Here is a 14,204-nt window from a genome sequence, read left to right as displayed (position 1 = left end):
GGAGAATCACGGCATGCCGACCACTGATCCCACGCCAGTTGAAGGGGCACCGCTCCACGTCGAAGTCGTCCGCGACGGTGTCCCGACCCCCCTCGATGCCGACGAGATCCGGGTAACCCTGCCGAACGGCATCGTCGTCCACTTGTCCCAGGGGCAGGACCCCGCCGGCTCCGTCGTGGCAGAGATTCCGTTCGAGGGACCGGACGCCGACGCGTTCTCCCACTTCCTGGTGCGGCCGGGTGCCGCCAACGTGCTCTTCCTCAACGCGGAACGGCATGCGCGCCGCACCGCGGAGGGGGGTGGCTGACCAGGGGTGTCACCCCACCGGTTCCGGGAGGGCGCGGCGCACCCCCGGCGACGGGCCGCCCTCCGAGCGGCCCCCGCCTCGGGTGCCCGGCCGGCCCGCCCCTACAACCGCACCGTCTTCCTGGGCTGTTGCTTGGCGCCGGTCAGCAGGCCGTGCAGGCTGGCGAATTCGTCGACGCACTTGGCGGTGCCGTTGACCACGCAGTCCAGGGGCTCGTCGGCGACCGACACGGGGACGCCCATCTCCTGGCGCAGCCGCTGGTCCAGGCCGCGGAGCAGGGCGCCGCCGCCGGTGAGGGCGATCCCGCGCTCGACGATGTCGCCGGAGAGCTCCGGGGGGCATTCGTCGAGGGTGCGGTGGACGGCCTGGACGATCGCGTCGACCGGTTCGGCCAGCGCCTCGCGGATCTCCTCCTCGGTGATCTCCTGGATCCGGGGCAGGCCGTTGACGTGGTCGCGGCCGCGGACCGTGTAGGAAGTGGGGCGGTCCGCGGTGCCGTCCTCGTCGGTCTCGACCGGGGTCCAGGCCGCCGAGCCGATCGCGATCTTGATGTCCTCGGCGGTGCGCTCGCCGATGGCCAGGGAGTGCTTCTTCTTGACGTAGGAGGTGACGGCGGCATCCAGGGCGTCCCCGGCGACCCGTACGGACTGGGCGGTGACCAGACCGCCCAGGGAGACGACGGCGACCTCGGTGGTGCCGCCGCCGATGTCCACCACCATGCAGCCCACCGGCTCGTCCACCGGGAGGCCGGCGCCGATCGCGGCGGCCATCGGCTCCTCGATGAGATGCACCTCACGGGCGCCGGCCGCCTTGGCGGAGTCGACGACCGCGCGCCGCTCCACGCCCGTGATGCCCGACGGGACGCAGATGACCACCCGCGGCCGGGAGAAGCGGCGGCTGGGCAGGGCCTTCTTCATCAGGGCGCGCAGCATCTGCTCGGCGGCGTCGAAGTCGGCGATCACGCCCTCCCTGAGGGGGCGCATCGCGGTGATCCCGGACGGCGTACGGCCGATGGTCCGCTTGGCCTCCTCCCCCACCGCGATCACCTCGCCGGCGGCATTGACCGCGACGACGGACGGCTCGTTCAGCACCACGCCCTTGCCGCGGGCGTACACCAGGGTGTTGGCGGTGCCGAGGTCGATGCCTATGTCGTACGTACCGGACGAAGTGCTGGACGCCATGGGGAGTTCGTGTGCTCTCTGGAGAGGGGACGGGAATCCTGGGGCATTGCACCGCAGACAACCCCATGGGCTACCAATGGCGTTCAATGCGGGCAATTAATAAGACTACCGGGGGCCCGGATTGGTTCCCGCCACGGCCGTCCGCCGTCTCACCCGCCGCCGTTCCCTTCTGTGTCCCGTGGCGTGTCCCCTCCCGTGTCCTCTGCCGCGCTCTCCGCTTCCCCCGGCTCCCGGGACAGCGCCTCGGCCAGGTCGTCGAGGGCGTCGACGAGCAGCTCGGCGGCGCGCAGGGCGACACCGCGGCTCTCGTCCTCCGCGTCCCATCTCTCCCATACGGCGCGCAGCGCGCTCCAGTTCACTTCGCCCCGCTCCCGGACCGCTTCGGTGGCCTCCTCCAGGGAGGTGCGCAGTTCGAAGGCGAAGGCGGTGGCGCCGGGCGAGGCGTCCGCGTCGCGTTCGGGGAGATGGACCTCCAGGATCATGGTGACCCGGCCCATGGTGGCCAGCGCGGCGCCGGCCGCCTTCGCCGAGGCCGGGGAGAGTCCGCGGTGGCGTACGGGTTCCTTCTCGGCGCGGGCCTCGGTCTCCTCCCAGGCCGCGCGGGCCGCACGGGCGTCCAGCAGGGCGTCGCGGATCTGCCGGGGGCGCCGTTCGGCGGGCGTGGCGTAGAGGTCATATACGGCCAGCGCGTAATGGCCGTTGGCGGCCAGCCATTCGGCGAGGCGGTCGCGGAGCCGGGGCGTCTCCCAGGCCGGGAACAGCGCGTACGACAGCATCGCGAGCAGCCCGCCGAGGAGGGTCAGCACGACGCGTTCCTGGACGGTCTGCTGCCAGCCCGCGCCCGCGATGCCGAGCAGGAAGACCACATAGGCGGTCACACACGCCGAGGTCACCGAGAAGCCGGTGCGCATCAGCAGATACATCAGCCCGACGCAGACCACGGCCAGCCCGGCGCTGACGTACAGGCCGGGGTGGGCCAGCGCCATCAGCCCGCCCGCGACGGCGACGCCGACCAGGGTGCCGCTGAAACGGGCGACGCCGCGGGAGTAGGTCTGGGCGAAGTCCGGGCGCATCACCATGACGGAGGCGAGCGGCGCCCAGTAGCCGTGGCCGAACGGGAGCGCGGTGCCCAGCAGATAGCCGGCGGCGGCGACCGCGGCGACCCGCAGGGCGTGCCGGAAGACATGGGAGGTCCAGCGGGTCTCGCGGTGCAGCGAGCGCAGCGCGACCGGGACCAGCTTGGGGACGCTGGGGCGCAGCAGATGGCCGCGCTCGGCCTCGGTGGTGGGGCGGGTGGCCTCGACCGGCTCATCGGTGAGTTCGACGGCGTCCGCGAGCAGCGAGATCAGGCGGTAGGCGGAGCGGCGGGCGGCGCCGTGCAGCATCGGGCCGGTGGCGGGGACTTCGAGGACGGCCATCGCCTCGGGGGGCAGCCGCACCGGTTTGGCGTGCCGTACCGCGAAGGCGACGGCATCCAGGACGGTGGCCGCGGCGCCCAGCAGATCGCGGGCGCGGTCGCGCTCGGGCCCCTCCAGCGGGGCGCCGACGACCGGGTCGGCGAGGGAGGCGAGGACCGGGCGGACGCGTTCGGCGAGGCCGCGGGGGCCGTGCAGCTGTACGGGGCGCCGCCTGGCCTGACGCGGGGTCACGGCGGAGGCGATCCGGGCGTCCATCAGGGGCGCCGGGTCGAACGGGGCGACCGGGTCCTGCCGCAGCCGCCGCGCGTAGTCCGCCTCGGCGGCCAGCGCGTCGGCGAGCGCATCGCGCTGCACGCCCCAGGGGCGGACCGGGAAGAGCACGATGAGGGCGGCCTGGACGACGCCGCCGAAGAAGATCAGGGCGGCGTGCTGCAGCGCGCCGAGGACGGACGTCGGCAGGGTGACGGTGACCAGCATGATCGCCACGGTCTGGGTACCGGCCAGCCCGGCGACCGGGCCGATCGCCCACGCCATCCCGGCCAGGAAGGTCCAGCCGGCGAGGAGCAGCACGAAGGCGAGGAGATGGGCGGCGGCCAGATAGCCGAGGAAGGTGGAGACCGCCAGGGCGCCGGCGACGGCGAGGGCGAGCACCGGGCGCGGCCGCATGCTGCGCTGGAAGGTGACGATGCCGGAGGAGAACGCGCCGAAGGCGGAGGAGACCGCGAGGGCCGGGTCACCGCGCCACAGACACAGGCCGATGACCAGGGCGACGCCGACCGAGCCGCGGAGAGCGATCAAGGGGGTGAGCTTGGTCCGCTCGATGGTCAGCCCCGAGCGGGCGGCGTCCTTGAGCGCACGCGACCAGGTCATGGCGACGAGGATACGGGCCAGGGGCGGGGGTTCCCGGAGGGCACAGGCGGGGGTTCCCGGAGGCCACGGGTAAGGTTCCCGGGGAGCGCCGGCGGGGGTTCCCGGGGGCGCAGGCAGGGGCTCCCCGAGCGCGCCGGCGGGCCGTGCGGGCGCCCACCCCGCCCCTCCGACCCGGAAAATCCCGGTAAAACACCCTCCCGTTGCGCGTAAAACATCGCAGGTCAGAAAGGGGATGCCCGGATTCCGCGCGGGCGGTGCGACCAATCCGACACCCCGGAACGGAAACCAGGCGCCGCGCCGGCCCCCTCTTGCTGTTCAGCCCGGACCATCCCCGGGTGTTCGGCAAGGAGAAGGCCCCGTGCACAAAGCCCTGTTCCGTCCGGTGATCGCGTTGATCGCCCTGACCGTTCTCGCCGCCACGGCAGGCTGCGGCACCAGCGCCTCCCAGGCGTCCCCCGTCCGCTTCGGCGGCCCCAAGACGGGCGCCTCGCTGCACCACACACCCCCGGGGAAGCACTCGCTGGTGCAGTGGCCCACCCGGCCGATCAGCTTCACCGAGGAGAGCCGGGTCGGCGGGGCCGGCCAGAACACCCCGATCGGCGTGACCACCCTGCACGGCCCCAAGTCGGGCTTCACCGGAAAGGTGTGGGTGTGGGCGCCGCCGGAGTACTACGAGAAGCGGAACGCCAACAAGGGCTTCCCGGTGATGGAGGCGCTGCCCGGCTCCTACGGCTACCCCGTCAACTACTGGATCGGCTCCGACCTCAAGCTGGAGGAGAACCTCGCCCAGTGGTCCAAGAACGGCACCAGCCTGCCGTTCATCGTCGTCATGCCGGTGCTGAACCCCAATGACAAGCAGTACTACGACGGCAGCGACATACCGGGCCAGCCGAAGATCGGCACCTGGCTCAGCAAGGACGTGCCCGACCTCGTACGGCAGAACTTCCGCACCCTCAAGACCCGCGACGCCTGGGCGATCATGGGCTCCTCGTCGGGCGGGTTCGCGGCGCTGAAGAACGTGCTGCAGAACCCGGAGACGTTCAAGGTGGCGATACCCAACGGGCCGGACATCGTGCCCGACTCGCCCCTGTGGGACGGCCACGCCAAGGAGGAGCGGGAGAACAACCCGGAGGTCCTGGCCCGCCGGCTGATCGCGCGCGGCGGACCGCCGGTCTACCTCGCCTTCCAGGACGGCTCCCGGGAGTACACGGTGCTGCCGAAGGTGCGGAAGTTCATCCGCCAGTACGGGCACGGCCCCGTGCACACCCGGCTGCAGATCGTGCCGGACGGCACCCACAGCGCGGGCACCTATGTGCAGGGCCTGGGCGAGGGCACGATGCAGTGGGTCAGCGCGCGGATGACGGGGCCGACGGCCTGACCGGCCGTGAGCGGGGCCGGCCGGCTGCCCCAGACCGGGGCCGGGGGCCGGCCGCCTGACCACCAGTGACCGGGGCCGGCCGGCTCACCGGCCCCGGGGCCGTACGGCGACCGCGCACGGCCCCCGCCGCCCCCACCCGGCACCCCGTCAGGACACCACGTCCTTACGGCCGAAGCCGCGGAACGCCAGGGCGCACAGCACCAGCGCGGCGGACACCGAGACCGCCGAGCCCTGGATCATCCCGGACCACTCCAGCCGGGGCTGCAGGGCGTCCACCCAGGAGTACTGCCAGTGGGCGGGCAGCGCGTCGCGCCAGCTGCCGAGCGCGGTGACCTGGTCGAGGACGTTGCCGACGATGGTCAGCCCGACGGCGCCGCCGACCGCGCCCAGCGGCGCGTCGGTCACCGTCGACAGCCAGAACGCCAGCGCCGCGGTGACCAGCTGGCTGACGAAGACATAGCCGGCGACCACCGCCAGCCGGCCCACCGCCTCGCCCGCGGGCAGCGCGCCGCCGGTGGGCAGTTGCAGCGGCCCCCAGCCGTACGCGGCGGTGCCGACGCCCAGCGCGACCAGCGGCAGCAGCAGCATCGCGGCGGCGCTGAACAGCAGCCCCACGGTCAGCTTGCTCAGCAGCAGCCGCGCCCGCGGGACCGGCGCGGCGAGCAGATAGCGCAGCGAGGCCCAGCTCGCCTCCGAGGCGACCGTGTCACCGCAGAACAGCGCCACCGGGACCACCAGCAGGAAGCCCGCCGAGACGAACAGGGCGGTGGCCGCGAAGTTGGCCCCGGAGGCGGTGGCGCCGTCCATCAGGGTGATCCGGCCGTTGTTGCGGCCGCTCGGGTCGCCGCCCACTGCGAACGCCACCACCAGCACGAACGGCAGCAGCGTCAGGATCGCGGCGACCACCAGGGTGCGCCGGCGGCGCAGCTGGCGGCGGGCCTCGACGCGCAGCGGGAGGGTGCGGCGCGGGCGGTAGCCGGGCGCCCGCGCCACCGGGGTCGCGGTCATCGGTCCCCTCCGATCAGGGTGAGGAAGGCGTCCTCCAGGCGGCGGTGCGGGCCGAGGCGGTCCACCGCGATCTCCAACCGGAGGAGTTCGGTGAGCAGTTGGGTGGCGCTGGCGCCGTCCAGCCGGACCAGCAGTCCGCCGTCGGCGCGCACGGCCGAGGCGACACCGGGCAGCGCGTCCACCTTCTCCAGCACGGCGTCGGAGACCTCTTCCGCGACGCCGACCAGCAGGGTGTTGCCGGAGCCGGTGATCTCGGCGACCGGCCCGGCCTGCACCAGCCGCCCGCCGTCCATGACGACCAGATGCGTACAGCTCTGCTCCACCTCGGACAGCAGATGGCTGGAGACGATGACGGTGCGTCCGGCGGCCGCGTAGCGGATCATGACGTCCCGCATCGCCCGGATCTGCGGCGGGTCCAGCCCGTTGGTCGGCTCGTCGAGGATCAGCAGCTCCGGCAGGCCCAGCATGGCCTGGGCCAGCGCGAGCCGCTGCCGCATGCCCTGGGAGTAGGTGCGCACCGCGCGGTCCAGCGCGTCGCCGAGACCGGCGATCTCCAGGGCCTCGTCGAAGTGCGCGTCGGCGGTGGGCCGGCCGGTGGCCTGCCAGTACAGATCGAGGTTGGCGCGGCCGGACAGATGCGGCAGGAAGCCCGCGCCCTCGACGAACGCCCCGACCCGCGACAGCACCGGGGCGCCCGGCCGCACGGCCTGCCCGAAGATCCTGATCTCGCCCTCGTCGGGCGTGATCAGCCCCATCAGCATCCGCAACGTGGTGGTCTTGCCGGCCCCGTTGGGCCCCAGCAGTCCGAGCACCTGCCCCTGCTCCACCCGGAAGGAGACGTCCCGTACGGCATAGCCCGCGGCCGACTTCGCATACCGCTTGCTCAACCCGCTGATCTGCAACGGGACCTCGGCGAGTGCCGGGTCGGGGGCCGGGGCCGCGATCCGGCGGCGGCCGGTGAGCAGCAGCAGCGCGGCGGCCCCGGCGGCCGCGGCGGGCAGCGCCCAGGTCCAGGCGGGCAGCGCGGCGGGCGCGGTACGCACCTCGGGCACGGTGGGCACCTCGATGCCGCCGCCCCGCAGCGAGACGGTGTAGGAGGCGGGTTCGGCCGGTGAGGCATAGGCGAGGTCGGTGGCCGACAGCACCAGCCGCAGCCGGTGGCCGGCCGCGAACTCATGGTCGACGGCCGGCAGCCGCAGCCGCACCGTCCGGCCCTCGCGGGCGCCCTCGATGCGGTACGGCGCCACGAGCTGGGACGGCAGCACCTGGCGGCGGCCGTCCGGCGCGACGTCGTAGACCTTCGCGAACAGCACCGCGTCCGGGGTGTCGGACCGTACGTGCACGGTGGCGGTGGGGCTGCCGGTCAGCCGGACGGGGGTGCGCAGCGGCGCCGAGACGAAACCGGCGTACTGGCCGGCGAAGTCCAGGGACAGACCGCCGGCACCGAGCGAGGAGAGGTTGCCGAGCGCGCCCACGCCGGGCACCGCGGAGACGGCGGGCGGCCCGGCGCCGGGCGGGTTGGCGAAGGTCTGCGGGCGGCCGGCGAGGCGGAGGTGCCGCGGAGCGTGGTCCAGACCCGGGTAGCGGTCCGCGCCCGCACCGCGCATCTGCACCGTGCCGTTGGTGGAGTCCACTCCCCCGGTGCGGCTGATCCGGAACGCGGGCCCGGTGTCCGCGTGCCGGTCGCCCTTCAGGTAGCGGTCGAACCAGGCCCTGGTCCGGCCCTCCAGCCGGGCCGTCTCCCGGCCCCCGCCGTCGTGCCCGCCGGCGATCCAGTCGACATCGACGGGCGCACCGTTGTGGCGGACCGCCCGCCGGATGGCATCGGCCTGGTCGAGCGGGAACAGCGAGTCGGTCTGGCCCTGCATCAGCAGCGTCGGCACCTTGATGCGGTCGCCGACGGCGACCGGGCTGCGGCTCTCCAGGAGCCTGCGGGCCGCGGCGTCCGGCCGGCCGCGGACCGCCACCCGCTGATACATCCGGCACAGCTCGGGCTCGAACTTCCCGCAGCCGCCGGACGTGGCGGGCGGGCGGAGCGCGGAGCCGGTGGGGGCGCCCGCCGAACCGGTGGTGAAGAAGATCCCGGCCCACAGCTTCTTGAACACCCCGTGGGGGAACAGCGCATCGGCCAGGTTCCAGTACGTGATCTGCGGGGCGATGGCGTCCACGCGCCGGTCGTAGCCGGCCGCCAGCAGCGAGATCGCCCCGCCGTAGGAGCCGCCGGCGACCCCCACCCTGGGGTCGCCGGCCTTGTCGAGCCGGACCTCCGGGCGCTCGGCCAGCCAGTCGATCAGCCGGCGCACATCGGCGACCTCGCCCCGCGGATCGTTCAGCCCGATCTTCCCGGTGGACTTCCCGAAGCCGCGCGCCGACCAGGTCAGGACGGCATATCCGTCCCGGGCCAGCTTCTCGGCCTGGGGGCGGAGGTTGGCCTTGGTGGCGCCGAAGCCGTGCGCGAGCAGCACCGCGGGGCGGCGCCCGGCGGAGTGCCCCGGCGCGGTGAAGAAGGAGGTGTCGATCCGTACGTGCCGCGCGCTGCCCGGCTTCTCCGGCATCGAAAGGACCCGGTCCTCGCGGTGTACGGCGGGCGCGGCGTCCGAGGAGGCGGCCGCCGCCCAGGTGCCGCCTCCTATGAGGACGGCCAGTGCGCCCACGCCGGCGTACAGGCGCCGTCCACGCAGTCTGAGGCCTCGGAGTTCCATGGCCTGAATCCTAGGTACGGACCCCGCCCGGCACCCGGCCCCCCGGGCGGAACCCGGTGGCCTCCCCGGGGAGTAGGGTTCGCCGGCCCCGTACAGCGGATGCGGTACGGGACCGGCCAGCCCCTTACGCCGGCGCGGGCGCCGTCAGGTGGAAGTGCACGTGCGTGTCATCGCTGCTCCAGCGCTCCAGCCCGGCCTTCTCCAGGACGCGGCCGGACGCCGGGTTCGACCGCTCGATCTTCGCGCGCACCGTGTGCACGCCCGGCGCGGTGAAGGCGAACGCCACCAGGGCGCGGGCGGCCTCGGAGGCGTAGCCGCGGCCCCGCCGGGACGGCACGATGCCGTAGCCGAACTCGACCGAGCCGTCGGCCGGCGGCCAGAACAGTCCGATGGCGCCGACCACCAGACCGCTCTCCCGCTCCAGGATCTGCCGCTGGCCGTAGGCACCGCGCGCAGCGGGCTGGCCGGCGGTGTAACCGGCGATGACCCGGTCGCCGTCCGCGGGGAAGTCCGCGGCCCAGTGCGGCTGCCGCGTCCCGTCGAGGACGGCGGCGAGGTCACCGTCGGACCAGGGCCGCAGCAGCAGCCGCTCCGTACGTAGATCCGGCGCGGCAGCGCAGTAGGGGGAGGTGCCGGAACCCTGCGGGGCCCGGGAATGCGGGGAAAGGGAAGAAGACATGCGTGACTCCTGGTCGTGGTCGACGACCGGGCCGCGCACCGGCACTCGGACTCCGGCTCAGGCAGCGGCCCGGACAAAGGCAGGCTGAAGAGGCGTCTGGCGGGCCATATTCCTCAGCTCCTTCGTCCGGCAGTGGTCGCACCCGGGGCGCGGGTGCCGCCGCACGGTATCAACCTGCTTGTGTCCAGGGACAGTTATTTTCTCCCGGCTCCGGCCCCGGTCCTCCCGGCACCCATCGCCCCGCACCCGTCCCCCGGACGGAACGGACCCCCGGCCGGCGGGAAGCCGACCGGGGGTCCATCAGGGAACCCGTCAGGGCAAACGTCGGGGAACCCCTCCGGGATCCCTCAGTGGTTGCTGGGGAAGCCCAGGTTAATGCCGCCGTCCGACGGGTCGGGCCAGCGGGTGGTGACGACCTTGCCGCGGGTGTAGAAGTGCACGCCGTCGTTGCCGTAGATGTGGTGGTCGCCGAAGAGCGAGTCCTTCCAGCCGCCGAAGGAGTGGTAGCCGACCGGCACCGGGATCGGCACGTTCACGCCGACCATCCCGGCCTCGACCTCCAGCTGGAAGCGGCGGGCCGCACCGCCGTCGCGGGTGAAGATCGCGGTGCCGTTGCCCCACGGCGAGCCGTTCATCAGGGCGATGGCCTCGTCATAGGTCGCCACCCGCACCACGGACAGCACCGGGCCGAAGATCTCGTCGCGGTAGGCGTCCATCTCCGGCGTGACGTGGTCGAGGAGCGAGATCCCCAGCCAGTGGCCGTCCTCGTAGCCCTCGACGGTGTAGCCGGTGCCGTCGATGACGACATCGGCACCCTGGGCCGCGGCGCCGGTCACGTACGAGGCGACCTTGTCGCGGTGGACCTTGGTGATCAGCGGGCCCATCTCGGAGGCCGGGTCGTCGCCGGGGCCGATGCGCAGCTTGTCGGCACGCTCCTTGATCTTGCCGATCAGCGGGTCGGCGGTCTCCCCGACGGCCACGACGACGGAGATCGCCATGCAGCGCTCGCCGGCCGAGCCGTAGGCGGCGTTGATCGCGGAGTCCGCGGCCAGGTCGAGGTCGGCGTCCGGCAGGACCAGCATGTGGTTCTTGGCGCCGCCCAGCGCCTGGACGCGCTTGCCGTTGGCGGTGCCGGTGGTGTGGATGTAGCGGGCGATGGGCGTGGAGCCGACGAAGGAGACCGCGGCGATGTCCGGGTGCTCCAGGATCGCGTCGACCGCCACCTTGTCACCGTTGACGATGTTCAGCACACCGTCCGGCAGCCCCGCCTCGGCGGCCAGCTCCGCCAGCTTGAACGCGGCGCTGGGCACCTTCTCGCTCGGCTTGAGCACGAAGGTGTTGCCGCAGGCGATGGCGAGCGGGAACATCCACATCGGCACCATCGCCGGGAAGTTGAACGGCGTGATGCCGGCCACCACACCGAGCGACTGGCGGATCGCCGCCACATCGACGCGGGTGGAGACCTGGGTGGACAGCTCGCCCTTGAGCTTCTCGGGGATACCGCAGGCCAGCTCGATGATCTCCAGGCCGCGGGCCACCTCGCCCAGCGCGTCGGAGTGCACCTTGCCGTGCTCGGCGGTGATCAGCCGGGCGATCTCCTCACGGTGCGCGTCGACCAGCTCGCGGTACTTGAACAGCACCGAGGTGCGCTTCGCCAGCGAACTGGTGCCCCAGGAAGCGAAAGCCTCCTTGGCGGCGCGGACGGCCGCATCGACCTCGTCGGCCGACGCGAAGGCGACCTGCTTCTCCTGCGCACCGGTGGCCGGGTTGTAGACCGGACCGAAGTTGCCGGAGACGCCCTCGACGGGCTTGCCGCCGATCCAGTGGTTGATGGTCTTCATGCGGGGACCTTTCCGGGGTGACGACGTCGAGCTGTGGTCAGAGGTGACGGCGGCGACCGGCGGCCTGCCGGTCGTACGCCTGGCGGGCGGCGAGGGCCGCCGGCCGTGTCGCGGTCTCGGCAACAGGTACATCCCACCAGGCCTGTGCCTCCGGCGCGCCCGGCACTGTGTCGGCCGTTTCGGTCTCGACATAGACACATGTGGGCCTCTTTGCGCCACGCGCCTCGGCGAGCGCGGCACGCAGCTCACCGACGGTGGCCGCCCGGATCACGTGCATGCCGAGCGAGGCGGCGTTGGCGGCCAGATCGACCGGCAGCGGCGCGCCCGTATACGTGCCGTCCCCGGCCCGGAAGCGGTACGCCGTCCCGAAGCGCTCACCGCCGGTCTGCTCGGAGAGGCCGCCGATGGAGGCGTAGCCGTGGTTCTGGAGGAGGACGAGGGTGAAGGCGAGACCTTCCTGGACCGCGGTGACGATCTCGGTGGGGTTCATCAGATACGTACCGTCGCCGACCAGCGCCCACACCGGCCGGTCCGGGGCGGCCAGCCGGACCCCGATCGCCGCGGGGATCTCATAGCCCATGCAGGAGTAGCCGTATTCGAGGTGGTACTGCCTGCGGGACCGGGCGCGCCAGAGTTTGTGCAGGTCACCGGGGAGGGACCCGGCGGCGTTGATCAGCACGTCGGTGTCGTCGACCAGCGCGTCCAGCAGGCCCAGGACCTGGGTCTGGGACGGCCGCGCGGAGTCGTCCCGGGCGTCGTACGCGGCATCCACCCGGCGCTCCCACTCCGCCTTCGCCGCCGCGTAGCCGGCCTCGTACTCCTTCGCGACGCGATGTCCGGCCAGCTCCTTGCCGAGCGCGTCGAGTCCGGCGCGGGCATCGGCGACCAGCGCGGTGGCACCGAGCTTGTGGGAGTCGAAGGGGGCGATGTTGAGGTTGAGGAAGCGGACGCCGGGCGCGGCGAACAGCGTCGACGAGGCGGTGGTGAAGTCGGTGTAGCGGGTGCCGACGCCGATGACCAGGTCCGCCTCACGCCCCAGCGCGTCGGCGGTGGCGGTGCCGGTGTGGCCGATTCCGCCGACGTCGGCGGGGTGGTCGTGGCGCAGCGAGCCCTTGCCGGCCTGGGTGGACGCGACCGGGATGCCGGTGGCGTCGGCGAAGGCGCGCAGCGCGTCCTCGGCCTCGGAGTGGTGGACACCGCCGCCGGCGATCAACAGCGGCCGGCGGGCAGCGCGGATGAGGCGGACCGCCTCGGCGAGGGCGTCGGCGTCGGGCGCGGGCCGGGCGACGCGCCAGACCCGGTCGGCGAAGAACTCCTCGGGCCAGTCGTACGCCTCGGCCTGCACGTCCTGCGGCAGCGCGAGCGTGACGGCACCGGTGTCGACCGGGTCGGCGAGCACCCGCATGGCCTGCAGCGCGGCCGGGATCAGCGCCTCGGGACGGGTGACCCGGTCGAAGTACCGCGAGACCGGCCGCAGCGCGTCATTGACCGACACATCGCCCGCATGCGGCACCTCCAGCTGCTGGAGCACGGGGTCGGCCGGCCGGGTCGCGAAGATGTCGCCGGGCAGCAGCAGCACCGGCAGGCGGTTGACGGTGGCGAGCGCGGCGCCGGTGACGAGGTTGGTGGCGCCCGGGCCGATGGAGGTGGTGACGGCCTGCGCGGAGAGCCGGTCGCACTGCCGGGCGTAGCCGACCGCGGCATGCACCATGGCCTGTTCGTTGCGGCCCTGGAGGTAGGGCAGCGCCTCGCCGGATTCCAGCAGGGCCTGGCCGAGACCGGCGACATTGCCGTGGCCGAAGATGCCCCAGCAGGCGTTGATCAGCCGGTGCCGGCGGCCGTCCCGCTCGGTGTACTGGTGGGCGAGGAACTCGACCAGGGCCTGCGCGACCGTCAGGCGGCGTGTCGTCGGGGCGTTCATCGGGCGTCTCCTGCGGGCGCTGCGTAGAGGGGAAGGCGGGGGTCGACGGGCTGATCGGGCCAGGTGGCGCGGATCCAGCCGTGGGCGGGGTGATCGCAGATCAGCCACTCGCGGGTCTCCCCCGGGCCGGCCATCACATTGAGGTAGTACATGGCGTGGCCGGGGGCGGCGATGGACGGGCCGTGCCAGCCGTCGGGGATCAGGACGGCGTCACCGCTGCGGACCTCGGCCAGCACATCGGTGCCGCGGCCGTGCCCCGAGGGGCTCACGCGCTGGTAGCCGACACCGTCCGTGCCGTGTGCGGACTCGATCTCGAAGTAGTAGATCTCCTCCAGCTCCGACTCCTCCCCCGGGCGGCACTCGTCGTGCTTGTGCGGCGGGTAGGAGGACCAGTTGCCGCCGGGGGTGAGCACCTCCACCGCGATCAGCCGGTCGCACTCGAAGGTGCCGGCCGCGCCGAAGTTGTTGACCTGGCGGGAGCAGGTGCCGGTGCCGCGCAGCTCCACCGGCACGCCGGAAGCCGGACCGTACCGGGCGGGCAGCCGCCGCTCGCAGCGGGCCCCGGTGAGCGCGAACCGGCCGCCGAGGCCGGTGGCGATCTGCACATGCGCGTCACGCGGCACGTACGCGAAGTCCGTGACACCGCTGAACACGCTCTCCCGCCCGTCGAGTTCGAGGACGTCGCCGTCATCGGTCAGCACCGTGCAGCCGCCGGACAGCGGCAGCACGATCCACTCGCTGTCGCCGGTGGCGAAGGAGTGGTGGCCACCGGGCGGCAGGTCGAGGATGCGCAGCGAGGAGTAGCCCCAGCCGGCCCGCCCGGGGTCGATGTCCAGCGCGTACGGCCCCTCGGCGGCGGTGGAGGCCTTCAGGTGGAATTCAGTACCCATATGTCGAGT

The 14,204-nt window shown here is 73.2% G+C and carries 10 protein-coding genes; 2 read left to right on the top strand and 8 right to left on the bottom strand.

Annotation, left to right across the window (positions count from 1 at the left end; translation table 11 throughout):
- The first annotated feature begins 13 nt into the window (after nucleotides 1-13).
- Nucleotides 14-307, top strand: a complete 294-nt coding sequence (locus tag CPH93_RS22545; RefSeq protein ID WP_096213891.1) for a hypothetical protein — start codon at nucleotides 14-16, stop codon at nucleotides 305-307.
- A gap of 101 nt (nucleotides 308-408) precedes the next feature.
- Here CPH93_RS22545 and CPH93_RS22540 read toward each other — a convergent pair whose 3' ends face one another.
- Nucleotides 409-1,488 (bottom strand): rod shape-determining protein, encoded by a 1,080-nt coding sequence (locus CPH93_RS22540; protein ID WP_096213890.1) that lies wholly within the window; start codon nucleotides 1,486-1,488, stop codon nucleotides 409-411.
- A 149-nt stretch (nucleotides 1,489-1,637) separates the two neighbouring features.
- Nucleotides 1,638-3,776, bottom strand: coding sequence for an FUSC family protein (locus tag CPH93_RS22535; protein ID WP_096213889.1), 2,139 nt, complete (start codon nucleotides 3,774-3,776; stop codon nucleotides 1,638-1,640).
- 358 nt (nucleotides 3,777-4,134) lie between these two features.
- Here CPH93_RS22535 and CPH93_RS22530 point away from each other — a divergent pair, with 358 nt between their 5' ends.
- Nucleotides 4,135-5,154: an alpha/beta hydrolase gene (locus tag CPH93_RS22530; protein WP_096213888.1), complete on the top strand. Its 1,020-nt coding sequence runs from the start codon at nucleotides 4,135-4,137 to the stop codon at nucleotides 5,152-5,154.
- A gap of 147 nt (nucleotides 5,155-5,301) precedes the next feature.
- Here the strand turns inward: CPH93_RS22530 and CPH93_RS22525 are convergent, their stop codons facing one another.
- From CPH93_RS22525 to iolB, 6 genes are all read right to left on the bottom strand, one after another.
- A complete protein-coding gene (locus CPH93_RS22525; RefSeq protein WP_096213887.1) occupies nucleotides 5,302-6,162 on the bottom strand; it encodes an ABC transporter permease in 861 nt (286 codons plus the stop codon).
- Entirely contained in the window at nucleotides 6,159-8,864 is a 2,706-nt protein-coding gene (locus tag CPH93_RS22520; protein WP_096213886.1) for an alpha/beta fold hydrolase, read from the bottom strand. Before CPH93_RS22520 ends, CPH93_RS22525 begins: the two co-directional genes overlap by 4 nt.
- Nucleotides 8,865-8,988: 124 nt before the next feature.
- Nucleotides 8,989-9,543: a GNAT family N-acetyltransferase gene (locus CPH93_RS22515; RefSeq protein WP_231976923.1), complete on the bottom strand. Its 555-nt coding sequence runs from the start codon at nucleotides 9,541-9,543 to the stop codon at nucleotides 8,989-8,991.
- Nucleotides 9,544-9,890: 347 nt separating this feature from the next.
- Nucleotides 9,891-11,384, bottom strand: a complete 1,494-nt coding sequence (locus tag CPH93_RS22510) for a CoA-acylating methylmalonate-semialdehyde dehydrogenase (RefSeq protein WP_096213885.1) — start codon at nucleotides 11,382-11,384, stop codon at nucleotides 9,891-9,893.
- A gap of 37 nt (nucleotides 11,385-11,421) precedes the next feature.
- Nucleotides 11,422-13,305, bottom strand: coding sequence for a 3D-(3,5/4)-trihydroxycyclohexane-1,2-dione acylhydrolase (decyclizing) (gene iolD / locus CPH93_RS22505; protein ID WP_096213884.1), 1,884 nt, complete (start codon nucleotides 13,303-13,305; stop codon nucleotides 11,422-11,424).
- On the bottom strand, nucleotides 13,302-14,195 hold the full coding sequence (iolB, locus tag CPH93_RS22500) for a 5-deoxy-glucuronate isomerase (protein ID WP_096213883.1): 894 nt from the start codon (nucleotides 14,193-14,195) through the stop codon (nucleotides 13,302-13,304). Before iolB ends, iolD begins: the two co-directional genes overlap by 4 nt.
- Between the last annotated feature and the right edge of the window lie 9 nt (nucleotides 14,196-14,204).

It is taken from the genome of Streptomyces sp. 2323.1 (assembly GCF_900221035.1).
Taxonomy (GTDB): domain Bacteria; phylum Actinomycetota; class Actinomycetes; order Streptomycetales; family Streptomycetaceae; genus Streptomyces; species Streptomyces sioyaensis.
The sequence above is the reverse complement of the archived record's forward strand: the minus strand, read 5'-3'. Positions and strand labels throughout refer to the sequence as shown.